Consider the following 19,464-nt stretch of genomic DNA (forward strand, 5'->3'; position numbering starts at 1 on the left):
TCTCCTACCTGGAAAGACCGATATGAATTTTGGCATATCTCTTTTCCATATAAGCGACACCACGCTCAATAGCAAGACAAAGGAGCCAATAAAACAACGAGATCAGCAGATAAACCCCAAACATGTTCATCCCATAGTGAATTTGCAAATAAACCTGAGCCTGTCCCATGATGTCCACTAACCCTATCGTAAAAGCAACAGAGGTTTCTTTCAGTAAGATCAGGGCATTATTGCCCAAAGTAGGCAAGGAAAGATTGAGGACCTGCGGCAGCATAACTAGGCGCAGAGCCTGAAAATCGTTCAGGCCGATGCTGTAAGCCGCCTCCAGCTGCCCGTTGCCGACCGCCAGATAGGAGGATCTGATGGCTTCCGATAAAAAGGCCGCAATATGTAAGGAAAAGGTGATGATGGCAAAGATCGCCACATTCCAGTCATTGATATCAATATTCAGCAGAAGCAGCAATTGCGGCAAGCCGTAAAAAATTAAGAAAAGCTGAACCAAAGCAGGTGTCCCGCGCATAAAAGACACGTAAAGAGTAGCGATTGCATAAGGTACAGGCCTTTTTTTGATTCTGACGAGAGCAATAACCACGCCCAATGCAAGGCCGAACATAAAGGATAATGCCGCCACGAATATGGTCACCGGCAGTTTTTCAGCGATTTGCAGTACGAGCTTGCCCAGGCCGTCTATCCCGATATTTTCCATCACGTTTCCACTCTTTCCGTCTAGAAAAATGGAGCGCTGCGTCTCTTGCACCCGCAAACGCAGCGCTCATGAAATTACTGGTGATTTTGATAGGCTTTGGTTACCGTATCAAGATCCTGGAACAAATCCAAATTAAACCATTTTTCAGAAAGCTTCGTCAATGTGCCGTCTTTCGTCATTTCTGCCGTGGCCGCGTCTATTTTTTTGGCCAGCTCAGTCTGGCTTTGATTAAACACAACATAAACCGGCTCTTTGGATACGATTCCGCTGATCTTCAAGTCCAGCTTCAGGTTTTTATTCACCTCTTGAAAAGTGATTGCGTTCAAAAAGCTGGCGTCGGCTTTCCCGTTGGCAACCGTTTTCAGATTTTCGGCATGAGAGGGATTGTCAATACTTTCGATAGCCACCTGTTTATCCGGATGAGTACTGTTGTAATGATTGATGATGCCGCGCAGCCCCCCGCTTGCCGCCATGGGTGTCAATTTCTTGCCGACCAAATCTCCAAAGCTCTGGATGTCATTCCGGTCGGTTTTGGTGACCAGCGCCGTTGCGGAGTATCCGTAGGGATTCTCCGGATAAAGGAATTTTTGGGCCCGTTCGGCATTTTTAAAATAAAAATTGATGGCAAAGGCATACTTCCCTGTACTCGTGCCAATCAGCTGGGTTTCATCTCCGCCCAGCTCATATTGGAACTGATATTCCGGCAGCTTCTTTTGGAGCTCATTGAGGTAATCCATATCATACCCGATCGGCTGCTTCTGATCATCCAGCAACAGGAACGGCGGCGAAAACTCATTGCCTATTCCGACTTTTACAACGGTCTTGCCATCTTGGGCAGTTTCCGCGGGCGCGGCCTGTTTGGCGCATCCGGCAAAACTGATGGAAATGGCCAGTACCAAAAGAAAGGATAACCACTTTTTCATTGCATTCTCTCCTCTAAGATAGATGTATTGGTTTATATGAAAAGACGAAGTAAACATTCCTTTGTTTTTTGCGGTGAATGACTGTCGTCTTGAGTATTCGGGAGGCTCTTCCGGGCGCGGAGGATCAGCTCTTATTCTTCATTTGTTGAACAATGGTATGACAATGGGGATCACCCTGGAGAAGATTGGTGAATTGCCGCAGATCAAAACAGGGATTATAGCTTTGACGCATGCAAAGATCCTGTTCGCAATAAATCAGCCCGAGTTGTTCACCGCCCAGCGCCTTCCACTCTTCGGCAAACGGACAATAGGTCACTTTTTTTTCCAGACAATTTTCTTCCTGGCGAATCTTTTCGGAAATCCAGGCCAGCGGTAAAGGCAAATCATAATATTTAGAAAGATTCTCCACAGTCAAAGGCAAGCCCAAGGCGGCGACTTCTTCCCGGATCTTTTCCCCGCGCAGCTTGCCATATTGATGAATGGCCCGGCGCACCGCCTCTTCTCCTTTGCTGCCGAAATCGGCAACCACCTCGCTGCTCAGGAAATGATACAAAAGCGCTAAGGTTCTGGCCATTTTATCGACAATATCCCGCACTTCACTTTGGGAAAACTGCTTTTCTTCCATGACAGGACTCCTTTCCATTCAGATTCAGATCATTTTTTCCACCAGATCAGCGATGAGGGTACCGGTGATCGGAGCCAAAGCGATGCCGTCTCCTTCGTGCCCGGTGGCCATGATCAGGCCCGGCAGGCTTTCCACCGGACCGATGACCGGCATGCCGTCCGCGGTCTTGGGCCGCAGGCCGGAAAAGGTACGAATGATATTGACCTTTCCCAAGCGGGGGAACAGCTTGACCGCATGCTCCGCCACACTTTTTATCCCCTCCAGGGTGGTCTCGTCATTGAAACCGGCGAATTCCCGCGTGCTGCCGATCAGCAGCTGGCCGGCAGCCGTTTGCTCAATCACTGTTCCTACCCCCAGCCGGTGATGGCGATTATTCCTGTCCAACAGCTCCGGATGGTGCTTTGCCGCAAGATAACAGGCGCAAAGCACGATGTGATTGATCAATGGCGGCAGCGGTTCGCTGACCAGAATTTGACCGCGCCGGGGAACGAGGGAGGGCTCATAACCGTGGGGGGCGGTAAGCGCGGACGCCCACACTCCGGCAGCGTTTACCACACAATCGGCATAGACAGGCCCTTCACTTGTCATGACCCCCCGAACCTGACCGCTTTCCACAAGCAGGCTTGTCACGTTGACACCAACCCGGATGCCGGCGCCAAGTCTGGCCGCCGCCCGGCTGTAGGCCCGGGCCACCAAAATCGGATTGACCTGTCCGTCCGCCTCGCTGTAAGCGGCTCCCCACAGATTTTCGCTCAGCAGCGGCTCCAATTCGCGGGTTTCTTTAATGTTAAGCAGATCAACCTTCAAGCCGAAAGACCGTTGCTTTTCGATGGTATTTAGCATAATAGCGGCCTGCTGTTCATTTTCAATAACGACCAGCCCGCCTCTTTCTTCATATTCAACGTCGTAGCCGAGGGTTTCCGATAAGGAGGCATATAAAGCTCTGCTTTGCAGGGCCATTTCCAATTTCGGCCCCGGGGCTTTGGATTGCATGATCACCGTTCCCTCACAAGCGCTTGAGGTTCCGCCGGCGATATTCTTCCGTTCCAGCAAAACAGGCCGGTATCCCCTGGCGGCAAGATAATAGGCAATCGCGGTGCCGATAATCCCGCCGCCGACCACAACGACTTTTGGGATGTCACTCATTCTCTTCACCTCCGGCCAAGCTGCCCAGCGGTACCGGCCGGACCGGGGGCCGTACTGTTGCGGGGAAAAGCTCATCCAGGGGCCGGCCTGTTTCTTCAGCAATGATCTGACTGATTTTCTTGCGGCAGGTCAGTCCCTGACATAAACCCATTCCGGCTCTGGTGGCCAACTTAACGTCGGTTACAGTTTTGGCCCCTTCCCGGACCGCCTGGCGAATTTCCGCCGCCGTAATTTCTTCACAGCGGCAGACGAATTCCCGGCGCTCTTGCTCCTTTGCCGGGGCAAAGCTGCGGACCTCATGCATAAACTGTTTCAGCACAGCCAGGGTAATCACTGCCGTGGCAGTATTTTTTTCCAAAGTGTCAACGTGAATAATCCGGGCCTCCGTAACGGGATGTCCTGCCCGGTCCAGGCCCTTGACCAGATCACCGGCCGCCGGCAGCGGCCAGTATTCATAAGGCAGGGAAATCGCGGCCTCTGTCTCGCTGTAAGCCGCGTCAACAAGAAAAATTGCCAAGCCGGGACAGCCGCTGACGCACAAACCGCAGCCCCGGCATTTGCTCTGGTCGAGCACAGGCAAGGCGGTAAGCTCTTCCCCGATGGTGATCGCGCCGAAAGGGCAGGCGCTTTCGCACGGATTGCACGGAATGTTTTGGGTACATTCAATGACGGCGACAGGGCCTTTCGCCATCCGCTCAGGGGACGGCAGCAGCGCTCTGACTTCATCGTCGCTCAAAAAGCCGGTATAAGTTAAGCCCTTCATCCTGCTGATCCCTCCCGCTGCTTGAAGATTTCCGTTTTGGCCAGACGGCGTGCCGCGCCAAAGGGCCCTGACCGTAACGTTTCCATCCGGGCCCGGACAGCTTCCTTTTGGGCGGCCGCTGTTTTCTGATCAGAGAAACCCAGCGCTTCGGCCGCCGCAATCCCGGCCAGCCGGCCTTCCTCCATCGCCGTGCTGGCTTCCTCCACCCCGGCAATATCCCCCGCGACATATAAACCGTCCACCGAGGTTTCCATATTGCTGTCGTGAAGAGGAAGATGTCCGCCCAATACTGGTGAAAAAACAAACGCGCACCCGCAGGTCCAGGCTAATTCCGCCAAAGGAGTAAGGCCTGCCGCCATCCCCACTGTGTCCGCGTTTAAAATCCATTCGCTCCCGGCAAGCGGTCTCTGATCCTGATCCAGCCGCACCAATTCAACGCTGTGGACATGGTCCTGACCAAGAGCTTGCTGAATGGTTGCCCCGACAATAATCGGAACGCCGGCCCGTCTGAGCTTCGCCGCATGCACTCCGTAGCCGCCGATCTGCGGTCTGGCTTCCACGATGGCCGCCACTTCAAGGCCGGCCTGGAGCAGCTGATAAGAAACAATCAGCCCGACGTTGCCGGAGCCCAGCATGACCACGCGCTTGCCCGGAGAAACCCGGTGAATGTTGATCAGGGTTTGAAGCGCCCCGGCGCCCATGACACCGGGCAAGGTGGAGCCCGGGAAGGTAAGGGAATTTTCCGTCGCCCCGGTAGCCAGAATGATTTTGGCCGCTTTGACGCTGAGCTGGCTGCTGTTATTGCGGAGGATGGCGGCGGTTTTGTCGAAGATCCCCCAAACCACACTATTCAGCCAAACCTCCACCCCGAGCCTTGTCGCCTCGGACAGGAGCTCTTCACCGATGGCAAAGCCCCGAATCCCGGCTTTGTGGGAATGGGAACCGAAAAATTGATGAATTTGCTTGAACAGCTGCCCGCCGGGACGGGAATGTTCATCGACGACCAAAACCCTGGCCCCCAGCCCGGCCATTTCGATGGCGGCACTCAGTCCGGCCGGTCCGGCGCCGACCACAAGAGCGTCATAGGAATCACTCATCGGCGGTGTCCCCCCTTTGCCCGGCAAAGTTTGAAGTGATCACCATGCCTTCCTGGACCTCGGTCACACAGGTCCGGACATTGGGACTGCCGTTTACCGTCATCACACAGTCTGTGCATCGTCCGATTGCGCAAAAGATCCCCCGCGGCTGCCCATAACGCGCCGTGTGACGCAGGATATGCCGCCCGTTGGCGAGCAGAGCGCTGGCGATGGTTTCCCCCTGCAGCGCGGTTAGCTTCTCCCCATCGGCCCAAATTGTCACCGTCTGTTTTAGGGATAACTGGCCCAAAATGGGATGATTGATAATTCTCATCAGTAAATCCTTTCTGCTTGCTGCAACTGAGCAGGATGCACCATTTTCGACAAAAAAGAGATTAAAGTAGAAACAGATTCAGGACTGTTTTTTACCAGACGGCCACAGTCCCGTCTGTCCGGGGCTCGGTGGCCCCCGTCAGAACGCCCCGGTCATCCCGCCAAATCAGCTGACCCCGCCCGAAGGTGGTGGCTCCGGCAGGGCCGCGGACAATCTGGTGGCCGCTTTGCAGCAATTCTTCAGCCAAAGAGTCAGGAAAGGATGCTTCCACTTCCACTTTATTTCCCTCCAGCCATTGCCAGCGGGGAGCGTCTAAAGCCGCCTGCGGATTGAGGCCAAAATCCAGGATATTCATCAGCACCTGCACCTGAGCCTGGGGCTGGATATATCCGCCCATGACCCCGAAGGGCCCGACCGGCCGGCCGTCCTTGGTGATGAAGCCCGGAATGATGGTATGATAGGTTCTCTTGCCCGGAGCCAAACAATTGACGTGCCCGGGATCGGCGGAAAAATTATAACCGCGGTTTTGCAAGCTGATTCCCGTTCCTGGAATGACCACCCCTGAACCAAAACCGTGAAAATTACTTTGAATAAAGGAGACCATATTGCCCTCGCCATCGGCAGAGGCCAAGTAAACCGTACCGCCATTGTGCGGACGGCCTGAGCCCGGAATTTGAGCCGTTTTCGTTATCTGCTTACGGCGCTCGACGGTATAAGCTTCCGATAAAAGGGTTTCAATATTGATGTGCATCATTTTCGGATCGGTAATATGCGCCAAAGCATCGGCAAAAGCCAGCTTAACGGCTTCAATTTGGCGATGACAGGCCGTCAGGCTTTCCCTCCCGGTAAAATCAAAGCCCTGGAGAAGATTCAAGGCCAGGAGAACAACCAGCCCCTGACCATTGGGCGGAAGCTCCCAAACGTCATACCCGCGGTAATTGACGCTTAAGGGCTGAACCCATTCCGGCTGAAAAGCAGCCAGATCCTCCACCGTAAGAAATCCCCCGTGTTCTCGGGCAAAGGCCGAGATTTTCTCGGCCAGCACTCCTCCGTAAAGGGCCTGGCCCTCAGTCTCGGCAATCAGGGCCAGCGAAGCCGCCTGCTCGGGCGACCGCCAGATTTCCCCCGCTTGGGGCGGCCGGCCTTGCGGGGCGAAAAGATCAAACCAGGGCCTGATGGCCGGATCGGTTTGGGCTTGATACAAATCAAAGGAGTTTTGCCACAACCGGCTGATGACCGGAGAAACGGCAAAGCCCTGTTCAGCGTACTCAATCGCCGGTTTCAGCAATTGGGGGAAGGGCAGCCGGCCAAACCGCCTGGAGAGAGCAGCCCAAGCGGCGGGAGCGCCCGGAACAGTCACCGGAATGAGGCCGAACTTGGGAATCCGGTCATAACCGGCTTTTTTCAGGGCCTCAATGGTCAGGGACCGCGGCGCCGGTCCGCTGGAATTCAGGCCGTACATTTTTTTATCCATATGGACAATCGCAAACGCATCGCTGCCAATTCCGTTTCCAGACGGTTCAACAACAGCCAGACAGGCGGCCGCGGCCACCGCCGCATCAACGGCATTGCCGCCTTGTTTCAGCATATCCAGCCCGGCCTGAGCGGCCAGCGGCTGTGAAGTGGCGACCATACCCTTGGCCCCGTAAACCAGGCTGCGTCTTGAGGCATACGGATAGGCCAGCGGATCATAATTCATTTACCTGATTCCTCCATAACATTTTTTTCCTCCGCAATGAGTTCCAGCTCAAATGCAATAGGTGATTTCGGGCAAGACCCTTCTGAGGAACTGTTTCGTTCTTTCCTCTTGAGGATTGCGAAAGATATCCTGCGGGCTTCCTTCTTCCACGATCACTCCTCCGTCCATAAAGATCACGTGATTGGCTACATCTTGGGCAAAAGACATTTCATGGGTCACGACCAGCATGGTGGTCCCTTCCTGAGCCAATTTTTTCATGACGTCCAAAACCTCGCCGATCAATTCAGGATCCAGGGCCGAGGTGGGCTCGTCAAATAAAATAATTTCCGGATTCAAGGCGACGGCCCTGGCGATTCCCACTCTCTGCTGCTGGCCGCCGGAAAGCTGAGCCGGATAAACCTGATACTTTTCGGTTAAGCCTACTTTATCCAGGGCTTTTCTGCCGATTTCCTCCGCTTTCTCCTTCGGGATCTTCCGGCCGACAATAAGCCCCAGGGTAACATTCTCCAGTGCTGTTTTATGATGAAACAGGTTGTAATTTTGAAAAACAAAGGCCACTTTCTGCCGGATATCATGAACCTGTTTTTTGGACGCCGTTTTTAAATCCACATCAATATCACCGAACCGGGCGTGCCCTTCATCGGCTTTTTCCAAGAAGTTCAGGCATCTTAACAAGGTTGTTTTTCCCGAACCGCTTGCGCCCAGGATGACCACAACATCTCCTTTTTCGATTCTTAAATTGATCCCCTTTAATACTTCGCTTTTGCCAAACCTCTTATGGATATTTGTCATTTCCAGCATAATCTTAAGCACCTTTGCGATAAAATATTTTCAAGCCTCATCTATTATTCATGATGGACAGCAAAAAAGGTCAGACTAGATCCTTGGGAAAAAAATCTAATCTAACCTTCAGTTTTCTGATCAGTTAGAGGAAAATCAAGCGATTCAATTGTTTGACGGAAATACTCCTGAAAAAAACTATACTTACTATACTTTAGAACGTTTATTTCGTCAATAACCTGTTTGTTATTTCTTGAACCTGTTTGTTCTTTCTTGAGATCAGGCTGCCCCTTTGCCGGGCCGTCTTTTCGTCCAGGCCTGGGTATGGTATAATTTGGACAACTGGGCAAGGGAAAAGCAGGCGATGCAAAGAAAAGGGAAAGAAAAGAAATCCGGCTTGACAGTACAGGAAGCCTTATGGTAAATTGACAACCAGACAGAAGGGATGAAAAACACGATGGACGACAACCCTGGGGACAAACGAGGCCGCAAAACGCCGGCCGACAGGGCATTGAAAATAAACTTTGGGGCGAGAAAACGCTTTGACGAACGAAAAAGGCCTTAGCAATCCGCAAGAAGGGATTGTTATGCCTTTTTGTTTTTTCGGTCAGGGAAAGGGCGCGTATGATTTCGCCCGGCCCCGTATTCTCAAGAATAAAAAACAGGTTTCATCAATAAATATTTATGCGGTAATGAATGAGGGAGGACTGAGCTGTCTTAATGATCATATTGCTGAACATCATCCTTGTCATCTTTTTTGTCCTGATGAACGCCTTCTTTGTGGTCGCCGAATTTGCCCTGGTCAAGGTCAGAAAAACCCAGATTGAAATCCTGGCGGCCGGAGGGAGTGTCGGAGCGAGATACGCCCATCGGGTGGTCAATCATTTAAACGCCTACCTGTCGGCGTGCCAGCTGGGGATAACGCTCGCTTCTCTGGCTCTCGGCTGGATCGGCGAGCCGGCGGTCTCCAAAATGATCGGTCCCTTTTTGCATTTCCTGGGCCTGCCCGAAAGCGCCATTCATACCATTTCCGTTGTCGCCGGTTTTTTCGTGATCACAACCCTGCATATCGTCCTGGGGGAGCTTGTCCCCAAATCACTGGCCATCATCAGCGCGGAGCGGTTTTCCGCAGCCACCGCCATGCCGCTGGTCTTTTTCTACCGGGCTACCTATCCGGTGATGTGGCTCTTTAACCATACCACCAATTTCTTGTTAAAGCTGATGGGGTATTCCATGGTGGAGGATCATGAGGCCGCCCATACGGACGAGGAGATCAAAATCCTGGTCGAGGAAAGCTATAAGCACGGCCTGATCGAAAAATCCGAATATACCTATGTCGACAACATTTTTGAATTCACGGATAAAAATGTCCGGGATATCATGATCCCCCGGATGGACATGGTCTGCGTGTTTAAGGACGATTCCTTTGACCGCATCCTGGAAACGGTCATGAAGGAAAAATACACGCGCTACCCGGTATGCGAGGGAGACAAAGACAATGTGATCGGCTTTATCCATATCCGGGATTTATACGAGCAGAGAATCCAGTCCGACATCAAGAATATCGACGGCATTATGCGCAGCCTGATTTCCGTTCCCGAAAGCATGCCGATCAATGATATGCTGAAAAGATTCCAAAAGGGCAAGGAAAATATCGCGGTCGTGATTGACGAGTACGGCGGCACCGCCGGCATCGTGACCGTAGAGGATATCCTGGAAGAAATCGTCGGCAGCTTAAAGGATGAGTATGACGAAGAGGATAAAGAGATTGAAATCATCGACAGCAATACCTTTCTGGTCCAGGGCATGGTTCACCTGGAAAGAGTGGAGGATTTGACAGGCGTCAAGCTGCCGGTGGAAGAATATGATACACTCAACGGCTTTCTGACGGGCCAGATGGGCAGGATACCCGCCGCTGCCGAGAAGCCTCAGATCGAGTATGACGGGCTCCTGTTCAAGGTGGAAAAGATCAAAGACAGGCGGATTACCCTCGTGAAAATATGCCGGGCATAAAAGCCCGGCTGACCGCGTTGACTTCTGCCCTGTAAGCAAAAAATTTATTTATTCGTATTCAACCCTCCCGGCTGAAATAGGATCCGCCATTTGCGGCAAACTAGAAACGGGAGGGATGCACAATGAATATGCGTTTTGATGCCGTGTATTACGAGCCGGACGCCCTGAATTATGAGCTGGGACAGGAGCTGCGGGGCAAGTACGCCGGCCTGCCCTGGGTGCGGATCGACAATCATAACCGGATACCGGAGCTGACGGCCGCGGACAACCGGGACTTTCCAAAGCTGAAAAGCCATCTGATCGTCGGAGTGAGAAAAACCCACCGGTATGTGCCGAACCATAAGGTTTCGGACTGGCTGGTGCCCTACACCTCCTCAGGCTGCAGGGCGATGTGCCTGTACTGCTATCTGGTCTGCAATTACAACAAATGCGCCTACCTGCGCCTGTTTGTCAACCGTGAGCAAATGCTGGACAGACTGCTGAAAAAGGCCGCGGCGGCTCCTGTGCCCCAAACCTTTGAGATCGGCAGCAACAGTGATCTGCTCCTGGAAAATACCGTAACGGATAATTTGCCCTATACCATCGAGCGGTTTGCCCGCGAAGGCCGGGGGAAGCTGACCTTCCCGGCGAAATTCGATATGGTGAATCCCCTGCTTAAGCTTGACCACAGGGGGAAGACCATCTTTCGGATGAGTGTCAATCCCCAGGACATCATCAGCCGCGTAGAGCTGGGCACCTCTCCGCTGCCCGCAAGAATCCGCGCTCTCAACGACATGGCGGAAGCGGGATATCCGGTGGGACTGCTGATTGCCCCCGTGATCCTGCAGGGGGACTGGAAGCGCCTCTACGGGGAATTGATCGGGCTTCTGGCCGGTGAGCTGAGCGAAAAGGTCACCCAAAACGGCTTTATCGAAATCATCCTGATGACCTACAGCTTCATCCAGAATGCCATTAACACGGAGGCCTTTCCCAATGCCATACAGCTTTTGGACCGGGAAACGATGACCGGGCGCGGGCGCGGCAAATACTGCTACCGAAAGGATATCCGCGCAGAGGCGGAAGCCTTTTTCCGGGAAAAGCTCTCCCGGCAGCTTAAGACGATGCCCATCTGGTATATTTCATAGGGGGCCGGGGAAGAAAATACAATGTGGTCCTTTCCGTTGACAAAAGACGCAAGCCTTTTTACAATAGAAACAAGGAAACAAAGAAAAAGGTATCTCTTTGTAGAACACCGATCATATAAAAAAGGCAATAATATGGAACGGGCGACCGTCAGGAGTGAAACGATATGGAAAGAAAGATCATCAGTGTCTCAGTCAAGCGGCAAGTGACAATTCCCCAAAAGTATTTTGAAACCCTTGGCTTTCATAACGAAGCAGAGTGCATTCTTCGGGAAGACGGCATCCTGATCAAACCAGTTCGGGATATCAACAGCGGGGAATTCTCTGAACAAATACTGGCCGAGTTGATTTCTCAGGGACTTTCAGGGCCTGAGCTGCTGGAACGGTTTAAGGAGCAGAGGAAAAAAGTGCGTCCGGCGATCAAGAAGCTCATTGCGCAAGCGGATGATCTGGTAAAAAGCGGTGAAGGGAAAATATCACTGGATGAGATGTTCGGAGCAGAGGATCAGTAGATGGATGAACTTCGCTTGATGAAAGCAGCAGAAAAGGATTTCAAAAAGATCAGGGAAAAGGATTGAAAAGCGGCCTTGCCGGAACACGAGAAAATTTCTATAACGAACTAAAACGCTATATAAAGGAATAAGGGAAATATCAACAAAAATTGGATATCCATTTAAGTGAATTTTAGGAATCTCACTTCTTAAATCGGACAGGAAAAAGATGCTTTCCAGTGAGGAAGGGATTGCGGAATTGAGGAAGATGCCGGGTGAAAGGCTGCCCGAACGGTTAAAGGCGGAGGCCTTTATTTTTTTTGTTTTCAGAAGAGGTTGTCCTGAGAATAAAAGTGAAAATATTTCCGTAAAGATTAACTAATGAGGACTAATCTTAATAGATTAAACTGAGCTTATTTTTATCGGACAAATACAGGAGAGACGAGGTGGAAAGCACAGGTGGAATTTAAAGATTTCATTGATCAGGATAGAGAGACAAGAAAAAAGTACGCCTTTGAAGGCAGCTTCCTGGACTATCTGGAGATACTGGAGGCTGATCCGGCGGTCGCCAAGCTGGCCCACCAGAGGATGTACGATCAGATCAGCCAAAGGGGCGTGCAGGTCCTGAAGCCGGAGGAAAATGAGAGAATCCGCCGGCTGTACGGCAACCAGCAGATCATGAAAAAGTATGACTTTTTCGCGGACTTTTATGGGATCGATAAAACCGTCATGAAAATCGTGGAATATTTTCATTCCTCGGCCATGAAGGGCGAAGAGGCCAAACAGGTGCTATACCTGGTCGGTCCGGTCGGTTCAGGCAAATCCTCCATTATGGAGGTCCTGAAAAAAGCCCTGGAAGAGTGCGAACCGGTGTATGCCCTTAAGGGCTGCCCGATGCGGGAAGAGCCGCTGCACCTGGTGCCCAAGCACATGCGCCGGCATTTTGAGGAAATCCTGGGCGTGAAGATCGAGGGTGACCTCTGCCCGGTCTGCCGCTACCGCTTAAAAGAGGAGTATCAGGCCAAATTTGAAAATTTCCCGGTCGTGACCGCCGATTTTTCCATCCGCTCCAAAAAAGGGGTGGGGGTGGTGCCCCCGGTCGATCCCAATAACCAGGATACCTCTGTCCTGATCGGCTCAGTGGATATTTCCAAAATGGACCTTTATCCGGAGGACGATCCCAGGGTGTTTTCCCTGAACGGGGCCTTTCATGTCGGAAACCGGGGCATTGTGGAATTCATCGAGGTTTTCAAGAATGAAGTGGAGTACCTGCATACCATTATCACGGCAACCCAGGAAAAATCGATTCCTTCACCGGGCAAGGGCTCGATGATTTATTTTGACGGGGTAATCCTGGCCCATTCCAATGAAGCGGAGTGGAACCGCTTTAAATCCGATCATACCAATGAAGCGATCCTCGACCGCATCGTCAAAGTGGATGTCCCTTATTGCCTGGAACTGAATGAGGAAATCAAGATTTATGAAAAGATTCTCCGGAGGAGCAATTTCAAATCCCATATCGCCCCCCACAGTATTGAAATCGGAGCGATGTTCGCCATTCTGACCAGGCTGGCCCCCTCCAACAAGGTTGACCCCCTGACCAAAATGAAAATTTACAACGGGGAGGAAATCGTGGAAAAGGGGATGACCAAGAAGGTGGATATCATGGAGCTGCGGGAAGAAGCGGGCATCAGGGAAGGGATGTCCGGGATTTCCACCCGTTTTGTGATCAAGGCGATCGATACGGCCCTCACCAATTCCGAGCATCACTGCGTCAATCCCCTCAGTGTTCTGGAAAGCCTGATCCGGGCGGTCAAGGATCTGGATATCCCGGACGACCAGAAAAAAAGGCACCTGGCCTTTCTGCAGGATACCATCCGCAAGGAATACAACAAGATCCTGGAAAAGGAAGTCACCGCGGCCTTTATCCACAGCTACCAGGAGCAGGCTGAAACCCTGTTCAATAATTACCTGGATCATGCAGAGGCCTTTGTCAATCAGACCAAGCTCAAGGACCGGTCCACCGGGGAACAGCTGGACCCGGACCTCCCGTTCCTGCGTTCCATTGAAGAGCATATCGGGATTTCGGAAAATTCAGCGGGCGGCTTCCGGACGGATGTGACCTCCTATATGTTTTATCTGATCCGCAAGGGGAGCCGGATTGATTACAGCTCCTATGAACCGCTCAAGGAAGCGATCGAAGGCAAATTAACCGTTTCGGTCAAAGAATTGTCCCGGGTCATTACCCAGTCCCAGGTCAGGGATAAAGAGCAGAATGAGAAATATAACGCCATGGTCCTGCGGATGAAAGAAAACGGCTATTGTGATCATTGCTGCAATGTGATCCTGAAATACGCCGCCAATAATGTCTGGAAGGAATGAGGTCATGGCCATTTTCAGAGATTTGAGCCCCATAGACCACGACCGCTCGGTGGAGGACCGGAGAAGGCACCGCCGGCTGGTGGAGAACTCGATCAAAAAAAACCTGGCCGACATTATTTCCGAAGAAAGCATCATCGGCGAGAGTAAAAATAAAAAGATCAAGATCCCGGTCAGGGGGGTCAAGGAATATGAATTTATCTACGGCAAAAACAGCGGCGGAGTGGGCAGCGGCGACGGCAGCGAAAAAAGAGGGGATAAAATCGGCAGTGCCCGGGAAAGGCGGCAGGGCGGGGACGGGGGAGCAGGCAATCAGGAAGGGGAGGACATTTACGAGACTGAAGTGACGATCGAGGATGTCATCAACTATTTGTTTGAGGATCTGGACCTGCCCGACCTGAATAAAGCCAAGGCCTCCGAAGAAATCCGCGCAAGCGCCAGGAAAAAATCGGGCTATCAGCGCAAGGGCATCCCGCCCAGACTGGCCAAAAAGCGCTCCATGGCCGAAAAGATCAAACGCCGGCAGGGCCTGAAAAAAGCGCTGCGGGAGGAAAACCCGGCCGAGGACGACCGGGAAGGCCGGGAAAACGCCGAAGCCGAAAGGTTCCCCTTTATCGAAGAGGACCTGCGCTATCAGCGGATGAAAGAAACCGTCAGAAAGAAATCCAATGCGGTGGTGTTCTGCCTGATGGATGTTTCCGGGTCCATGGACCAGACCCGCAAATACCTGGCCCGCTCATTTTTCTTCCTGCTCTGCCAGTTTATCCAAATGAAATATGACGGGGTGGACGTAGTGTTTATCGCCCATACCACGACAGCGGCCGAGGTCAGTGAGAGAGAATTTTTTCACAAAGCGGAATCAGGGGGAACGAATATTTCCAGCGCCTACGCAAAAGCCCTGGAAATCATTGAGAAAAGATATCCTGTTGAGCAATGGAATATCTATGCCTTTCATGTCAGTGACGGCGAAAACTGGGAGCAGGATAATGAGAAGGCCGTGAGGTACGCGCAGGAGCTGTGCCTGCTCTGCAATTTATTTGCCTTCGCCGAGGTCCTGCCGAGCGCGTATTACACGGATACCATCATCAAGGTCTTCAGGGCGCGGATCAAAGCGGACCATTATCTGACGGCCTCCATTCAGGAGAAGGAAGACCTGTGGCCGGCCCTGAAAAAAATCCTCAAAAAAGAACTGGAGGCGGGATGAGCCTTGCAATATACCCTAGCGGAGATCGAAAGCTGGAATGAAAGGATCGAAGAAATCGCCCGGAGCCTGGGTCTGGATTATTACCCCCAGGAATTTGAGCTGGTCAATTACGAGGATATGCTTTCCTATGAGGCTTATATCGGCATGCCCTCCAGGTACCCGCACTGGAGCTTCGGCAAGTCCTATGAAAAGCTGAAAACCTTATACCAGTATAATTTAAGCGGCCTGCCCTACGAGATGGTCATCAACTCCGATCCCTGCATCGCCTATTTGATGAAGGACAATACCCTGCTTTTGCAGATCCTGACCATGGCCCATGTCTATGGGCATAATGATTTTTTCAAAAACAACAGGCTGTTTCAGGCCGAAACCAGGCCGGAGCTGACCCTGGAAATGTTCAAAAGCCATGCCAGGATGATCAAATCCCTGATCAATGATCCCAGCATCGGCTATGAAAAGGCGGAAAAAATATTGGATGCCGCCCATGCCTTGAAGCTCCAGACATCCAGGGCCGTCGGAGTCAAACGCCTCAGCCCGGAAGAACAGAAAACAGCCCTGCTGGAGGAGTATCACCGGAAAATGTCCGGGCAGAGCATCCTGGAGCCTTACCGGGAGGAAGAGCCGCCCGATCTGAGCAAAATACCCCTGCAGCCGGAGGAGGACCTCCTGCTTTTCATCAGACAGTACGGGGAGCTGGAGGAATGGGAAACCAATATTCTGGAAATCGTCCGCAGCGAAACGCGCTACTTTATTCCCCAGATCGAAACCAAAATCATCAATGAAGGCTGGGCCAGCTACTGGCATTATGAAATCCTCAAAGCCCTGGACCTGCCCTCCGAGCTGCACCTGGAATTTATCAAGCGGCATAATGATGTGATCGCCCCGGCCTCCGGCAGGCTCAATCCCTACTATCTGGGTTTTACGCTTTTTCAGGAGCTCTGCAAGGCCCACGGCAGGGAAAAAATCTTTGAGGTCAGAGCCTATGAACGGGATGAGTCCTTCCTCAGAAGGTACCTGACCCGGGAGCTTTGCGCCAAGCTCCATCTTTTTGAATATACCGCTGAAGGCAATGACTACTTCGTGGAGAATGTCCCGGATGAGGAGGGCTGGCAGAGCGTCCGGGATACACTCTGCCAGTCCGCCGGCATGGGCGGGGTTCCCCTGATCCGGGTTGCCGATCTGTCCGGGAAGGACGGGACCCTGACCCTGGAGCATGTCTTTGACGGCAGGGAGCTGGAAAGGACCTATGCCGAACGGACCTTGAACTATGTGGCCGGTCTCTGGAAGAGGAAGGTCGTGCTGATCACCAGGTTCAATCAGACCGAACAGTACCTTGTGGTCTGAAGCACTTAAAACATCAACACTGCAAGATCTGAAATTATTGGAATTTTGTGGGATTAAGAACGCGAAAGTAAACAAATTGATATCCGTCGCAGAGAAGAGGTGGCGGATTTTTTTTGATATTTACTGTTGTCGGCAATGAGGTGAACAAAAAACGTACAAAGATACCCTCGTAAAGGCATCTTTGTACGTTAACTCGTTAGCTGAAACTCGTTAGCTGAATGATTGACATTGAATTGATTTTTGTTATATATTTATATCATAAAGAGATAAATATATAACATGGAGGCTTCGTTATGAAAAATAAGCTGGCCTATTTAGGGTTTCTTGGATTTATCGGCTTTGGAGGACTGATTGGCGGAAAGGCTAATTTGTTTTCGTTTCTGCCCTTTCTTATATTTTTTTCATACATAAACGTAATTCCTGATGAATTATTTTGGGAAAATGTAAAAAATTCTGCATTTTACGCCTTTGTGGTACAAACTATTATTTCAGTAATTGCTTTAACGATTAGCACAATCATAACAGATACAAACCTGATTGTTGGTGTTTTGATTGGAGGGCTGTCTTTAAATTATGGAATAGGTATTTTTATCTTCGCATTGAGCTTATCGTACTATGAACATAGAGAGAAAAAGGGGAAAGCAGAATAGGCATGATCATAAAAACAAGAATCAAAGAGTACCGTGCAAAGCACAATATGAAACAAGAGGATTTAGCAAGGCTTGTAGGTGTTAGAAGGGAAACGATATATCATCTTGAAAACGGAAAATACAACCCCTCTCTCGCTCTGGCCTATTTGATTGCAAAAGTATTTAAAGTATCAATAGAGGAAATTTTTGAGATCACTGAGGAATAGAACTGTTTTCTGCCAATTCGGTTAATAAAAAACTTAGTTGAGGCAGTTAGCTTCAGAAAAAACGAACCAAATACTGTATAATATGGAATAGCTGTCCGGATGTAAGAGATGAAAGACCAGCGAGGAAAAGTCAAGATAAATCTTGAGGAAAAAGGGGAGAAATGAAATGATTTTCCGGAAAATAAAAGTTTTGTTTGTGGCGGGGGCAATACTGCTCGGCCATTTATTCATCTATGCCGGTGTCTCTTATGGGGATACGGCACAGTCAGCACAGCCGCCAATCAATTCAGCGATTCAGGAGAATGAAGAGTTAAAATCCAGACTGGCTGTTTTGCAGGGCGACTTCAGTTCCCTGGAAAATGAAATGAAAAATAATGATGGTCAGTTTCGGGCAAGCAATGGATGTCTGATGTTTCTTTTTGGAGCCTTTTGTGCCTTATGGGCACAGAATCATAGAAGGAATGCCCTGGTATGGTTCATCGCGGGAGCGGCCTTCACCGTCATTGCAGCTTTAGCTGTTCTCTTGCTCAATCACAGAGAGATTACCCAGAGACCCCGCTGAGTCAGCGGCGCAGGGGTCGAAGGTTTTTTCCTTAATCAAGAGTCCAGGGACAAGCCCGCAGATCGTATAAGCAATACCGAGCAGGCCAATGCCGTACCCGATGGAAAATTCGGTGGCCATATAGCCGATAAACAGGGGGGAAAGGACAGAGCCGATTTTTCCGACCGAGGCCAGGGAAGCCATTGCCGTTCCCCGAATCCTCACGGGAAAGGTTTCGCTCATGTAGGCCGGAAGCAAAGCCAGAGGCGTCGCATAGAGAAAACCGAATCCGACCATCAGAAAAATGGCGTTGGTTAAGGAAATAGAAGTGACGAGGAGAGGCATGGAGACGGCTGTGCTTAAGCCCACGATCAGCCACATCACCCTTCGGCCGAGCTTGTCGGCCAGAAACCCCGCCAGCAGCTTGCCGAAGACCATGGCGGTATAGGTCCCCGCTACATACAGGCTCATCTCTTTAAAGTTCAGCCCCAACTCGGTATTCAAATAGCTGGGAAGCCAGGTGTTGGCCCCGTAATAGCCGAATTGGAGGGCGGTATAGGTGATCCCCCAAAGCAAAAATACCTTTCGCACCGCTTTGTCCTTCCAGATGACGACATATTCGTTTTGTTTGGTCCGGCTGTCTTTTTGGGCGGCGGCGGCGAGAAAGCCGGCCGGTTCCTGGGTTTTCCGCAGAATGAAGAAGGAAATCAAAGCCGGAAAAACGGACAGGACAAATAACGGCCGCCAGCCGTAGACAGGCAGGACGGCGGCGGAAATGAGGGCCGCCAGAATATAGCCCACCGACCAGCCCGCGATCAGGAAGCCCATCACAGTGCCCCGCTTTTTTGTCGGGACATACTCGGCGACCAGCAGGGTGCCGATGGAATAGAGGGCGGAGATCCCGAAGCCGGAAAAGAATCTGACCAGGGCAAACTGCCAGTAGGTCTGGACAAAGCCCAGTAGAAATGTGAATACGGTAAAGGTAAGCAGGGAGGCAATGGTCGTTTTGACCCGGCCGATCCGGTCGGAAAGCAAACCGGCGATTAAACCGCCGATTCCCATCCCGATCAAGGTGTAGCTGGTCAGAGCCCCCGCCTTGATCGGGCTGACGGCAAAATCGGCTCTGATGGCGGGGAGACATAGGCTCAGCAATTGCAGGTCCATGCCGTCTACGACTAAAGCGATAAAAATGGCGATGAACAGCAGATGCCAGGTTTGCTTGCTTGCGGCCGGGGGTCTGTTTTGGTTTGAATTTTTCTTTTTCATGGAAAACCCTCCTTCGACCTGATGGCAAAATATTAAATATAGAATATCATTCTATGAATACTCAAAATCGTGATTTGCAAAACAATCCCCGAAAAAGGGAGCGGGCTTTGGAAACGCCGGGCGTTTAATCAGGGATAACATGCGGTTTCCTGATAAATTCTATCTGCGGACAATTGACAAGATCAAAACCAGGATGT

General features: G+C 51.2%; 19 protein-coding genes. 9 read left to right on the plus strand and 10 right to left on the minus strand.

Annotated features, from left to right (window positions below):
* Window positions 1-4: 4 nt before the first annotated feature.
* The 9 genes from SGLY_RS05580 to SGLY_RS05620 all read right to left on the minus strand — a co-directional run bounded on the left by SGLY_RS05580 (window position 5) and on the right by SGLY_RS05620 (window position 8,073).
* Entirely contained in the window at window positions 5-706 is a 702-nt protein-coding gene (locus SGLY_RS05580; RefSeq protein WP_013624301.1) for an amino acid ABC transporter permease, read from the minus strand.
* Between the two features lie 74 nt (window positions 707-780).
* Complete coding sequence (locus tag SGLY_RS05585; protein ID WP_013624302.1) at window positions 781-1,629, minus strand: transporter substrate-binding domain-containing protein; 849 nt, start codon at window positions 1,627-1,629, stop codon at window positions 781-783.
* A gap of 124 nt (window positions 1,630-1,753) precedes the next feature.
* Entirely contained in the window at window positions 1,754-2,254 is a 501-nt protein-coding gene (locus SGLY_RS05590; RefSeq protein ID WP_013624303.1) for an L-2-amino-thiazoline-4-carboxylic acid hydrolase, read from the minus strand.
* 24 nt (window positions 2,255-2,278) lie between these two features.
* Window positions 2,279-3,400: an NAD(P)/FAD-dependent oxidoreductase gene (locus SGLY_RS05595; protein WP_013624304.1), complete on the minus strand. Its 1,122-nt coding sequence runs from the start codon at window positions 3,398-3,400 to the stop codon at window positions 2,279-2,281.
* Entirely contained in the window at window positions 3,393-4,163 is a 771-nt protein-coding gene (locus tag SGLY_RS05600) for a (2Fe-2S)-binding protein (protein ID WP_013624305.1), read from the minus strand. Before SGLY_RS05600 ends, SGLY_RS05595 begins: the two co-directional genes overlap by 8 nt.
* On the minus strand, window positions 4,160-5,260 hold the full coding sequence (locus tag SGLY_RS05605; protein ID WP_013624306.1) for an NAD(P)/FAD-dependent oxidoreductase: 1,101 nt from the start codon (window positions 5,258-5,260) through the stop codon (window positions 4,160-4,162). The genes SGLY_RS05600 and SGLY_RS05605 overlap by 4 nt, the downstream gene beginning before the upstream one ends.
* Window positions 5,253-5,573 carry a (2Fe-2S)-binding protein gene (locus SGLY_RS05610; RefSeq protein WP_013624307.1) on the minus strand — a complete coding sequence of 107 codons (321 nt, stop codon included), beginning with the start codon at window positions 5,571-5,573 and terminating at the stop codon, window positions 5,253-5,255. The genes SGLY_RS05605 and SGLY_RS05610 overlap by 8 nt, the downstream gene beginning before the upstream one ends.
* A gap of 91 nt (window positions 5,574-5,664) precedes the next feature.
* Window positions 5,665-7,272, minus strand: coding sequence for a gamma-glutamyltransferase family protein (locus SGLY_RS05615; protein WP_013624308.1), 1,608 nt, complete (start codon window positions 7,270-7,272; stop codon window positions 5,665-5,667).
* Window positions 7,273-7,320: 48 nt separating this feature from the next.
* The gene (locus SGLY_RS05620; RefSeq protein ID WP_013624309.1) at window positions 7,321-8,073 is read right to left on the minus strand and encodes an amino acid ABC transporter ATP-binding protein; all 753 of its coding nucleotides are present in this window, start codon (window positions 8,071-8,073) and stop codon (window positions 7,321-7,323) included.
* Between the two features lie 699 nt (window positions 8,074-8,772).
* Between SGLY_RS05620 and SGLY_RS05625 the strand changes: the two genes are divergently transcribed.
* From SGLY_RS05625 to SGLY_RS05665, 9 genes are all read left to right on the plus strand, one after another.
* Window positions 8,773-10,065, plus strand: coding sequence for a hemolysin family protein (locus SGLY_RS05625; protein WP_013624310.1), 1,293 nt, complete (start codon window positions 8,773-8,775; stop codon window positions 10,063-10,065).
* Window positions 10,066-10,193: 128 nt separating this feature from the next.
* Window positions 10,194-11,189 (plus strand): SPL family radical SAM protein, encoded by a 996-nt coding sequence (locus SGLY_RS05630; protein ID WP_041445086.1) that lies wholly within the window; start codon window positions 10,194-10,196, stop codon window positions 11,187-11,189.
* A 164-nt stretch (window positions 11,190-11,353) separates the two neighbouring features.
* On the plus strand, window positions 11,354-11,698 hold the full coding sequence (locus SGLY_RS05635; protein ID WP_013624312.1) for an AbrB family transcriptional regulator: 345 nt from the start codon (window positions 11,354-11,356) through the stop codon (window positions 11,696-11,698).
* A gap of 438 nt (window positions 11,699-12,136) precedes the next feature.
* Window positions 12,137-14,059, plus strand: coding sequence for a PrkA family serine protein kinase (locus SGLY_RS05640; RefSeq protein WP_013624314.1), 1,923 nt, complete (start codon window positions 12,137-12,139; stop codon window positions 14,057-14,059).
* A gap of 4 nt (window positions 14,060-14,063) precedes the next feature.
* Window positions 14,064-15,260 (plus strand): sporulation protein YhbH, encoded by a 1,197-nt coding sequence (gene yhbH, locus SGLY_RS05645; protein WP_013624315.1) that lies wholly within the window; start codon window positions 14,064-14,066, stop codon window positions 15,258-15,260.
* A gap of 3 nt (window positions 15,261-15,263) precedes the next feature.
* Window positions 15,264-16,604, plus strand: coding sequence for a SpoVR family protein (locus tag SGLY_RS05650; protein ID WP_013624316.1), 1,341 nt, complete (start codon window positions 15,264-15,266; stop codon window positions 16,602-16,604).
* A gap of 293 nt (window positions 16,605-16,897) precedes the next feature.
* Entirely contained in the window at window positions 16,898-17,254 is a 357-nt protein-coding gene (locus SGLY_RS05655; protein WP_013624317.1) for a DUF3796 domain-containing protein, read from the plus strand.
* Window positions 17,255-17,256: 2 nt separating this feature from the next.
* Window positions 17,257-17,460, plus strand: coding sequence for a helix-turn-helix transcriptional regulator (locus SGLY_RS05660; protein WP_013624318.1), 204 nt, complete (start codon window positions 17,257-17,259; stop codon window positions 17,458-17,460).
* Between the two features lie 166 nt (window positions 17,461-17,626).
* A complete protein-coding gene (locus SGLY_RS05665; RefSeq protein WP_013624319.1) occupies window positions 17,627-18,022 on the plus strand; it encodes a hypothetical protein in 396 nt (131 codons plus the stop codon).
* Here SGLY_RS05665 and SGLY_RS05670 read toward each other — a convergent pair.
* On the minus strand, window positions 17,972-19,267 hold the full coding sequence (locus SGLY_RS05670; protein WP_013624320.1) for an MFS transporter: 1,296 nt from the start codon (window positions 19,265-19,267) through the stop codon (window positions 17,972-17,974). The two genes, SGLY_RS05665 and SGLY_RS05670, sit on opposite strands and share 51 nt — an antisense overlap.
* Window positions 19,268-19,464 lie beyond the last annotated feature (197 nt).

Origin of the sequence: Syntrophobotulus glycolicus DSM 8271, assembly GCF_000190635.1 — a bacterium.
Lineage (GTDB): Bacteria > Bacillota > Desulfitobacteriia > Desulfitobacteriales > Syntrophobotulaceae > Syntrophobotulus > Syntrophobotulus glycolicus.

What these genes read in the sequence shown, in the direction of transcription:
- SGLY_RS05580 (WP_013624301.1), bottom strand. Translation starts at nt 706, where the DNA reads ATGGAAAATATCGGGATAGACGGCCTGGGCAAGCTCGTACTGCAAATC.
- SGLY_RS05585 (WP_013624302.1), bottom strand. Translation starts at nt 1,629, where the DNA reads ATGAAAAAGTGGTTATCCTTTCTTTTGGTACTGGCCATTTCCATCAGT.
- SGLY_RS05590 (WP_013624303.1), bottom strand. Translation starts at nt 2,254, where the DNA reads ATGGAAGAAAAGCAGTTTTCCCAAAGTGAAGTGCGGGATATTGTCGAT.
- SGLY_RS05595 (WP_013624304.1), bottom strand. Translation starts at nt 3,400, where the DNA reads ATGAGTGACATCCCAAAAGTCGTTGTGGTCGGCGGCGGGATTATCGGC.
- SGLY_RS05600 (WP_013624305.1), bottom strand. Translation starts at nt 4,163, where the DNA reads ATGAAGGGCTTAACTTATACCGGCTTTTTGAGCGACGATGAAGTCAGA.
- SGLY_RS05605 (WP_013624306.1), bottom strand. Translation starts at nt 5,260, where the DNA reads ATGAGTGATTCCTATGACGCTCTTGTGGTCGGCGCCGGACCGGCCGGA.
- SGLY_RS05610 (WP_013624307.1), bottom strand. Translation starts at nt 5,573, where the DNA reads ATGAGAATTATCAATCATCCCATTTTGGGCCAGTTATCCCTAAAACAG.
- SGLY_RS05615 (WP_013624308.1), bottom strand. Translation starts at nt 7,272, where the DNA reads ATGAATTATGATCCGCTGGCCTATCCGTATGCCTCAAGACGCAGCCTG.
- SGLY_RS05620 (WP_013624309.1), bottom strand. Translation starts at nt 8,073, where the DNA reads ATGCTGGAAATGACAAATATCCATAAGAGGTTTGGCAAAAGCGAAGTA.
- SGLY_RS05625 (WP_013624310.1), top strand. Translation starts at nt 8,773, where the DNA reads ATGATCATATTGCTGAACATCATCCTTGTCATCTTTTTTGTCCTGATG.
- SGLY_RS05630 (WP_041445086.1), top strand. Translation starts at nt 10,194, where the DNA reads ATGCGTTTTGATGCCGTGTATTACGAGCCGGACGCCCTGAATTATGAG.
- SGLY_RS05635 (WP_013624312.1), top strand. Translation starts at nt 11,354, where the DNA reads ATGGAAAGAAAGATCATCAGTGTCTCAGTCAAGCGGCAAGTGACAATT.
- yhbH (WP_013624315.1), top strand. Translation starts at nt 14,064, where the DNA reads ATGGCCATTTTCAGAGATTTGAGCCCCATAGACCACGACCGCTCGGTG.
- SGLY_RS05655 (WP_013624317.1), top strand. Translation starts at nt 16,898, where the DNA reads ATGAAAAATAAGCTGGCCTATTTAGGGTTTCTTGGATTTATCGGCTTT.
- SGLY_RS05660 (WP_013624318.1), top strand. Translation starts at nt 17,257, where the DNA reads ATGATCATAAAAACAAGAATCAAAGAGTACCGTGCAAAGCACAATATG.
- SGLY_RS05665 (WP_013624319.1), top strand. Translation starts at nt 17,627, where the DNA reads ATGATTTTCCGGAAAATAAAAGTTTTGTTTGTGGCGGGGGCAATACTG.
- SGLY_RS05670 (WP_013624320.1), bottom strand. Translation starts at nt 19,267, where the DNA reads ATGAAAAAGAAAAATTCAAACCAAAACAGACCCCCGGCCGCAAGCAAG.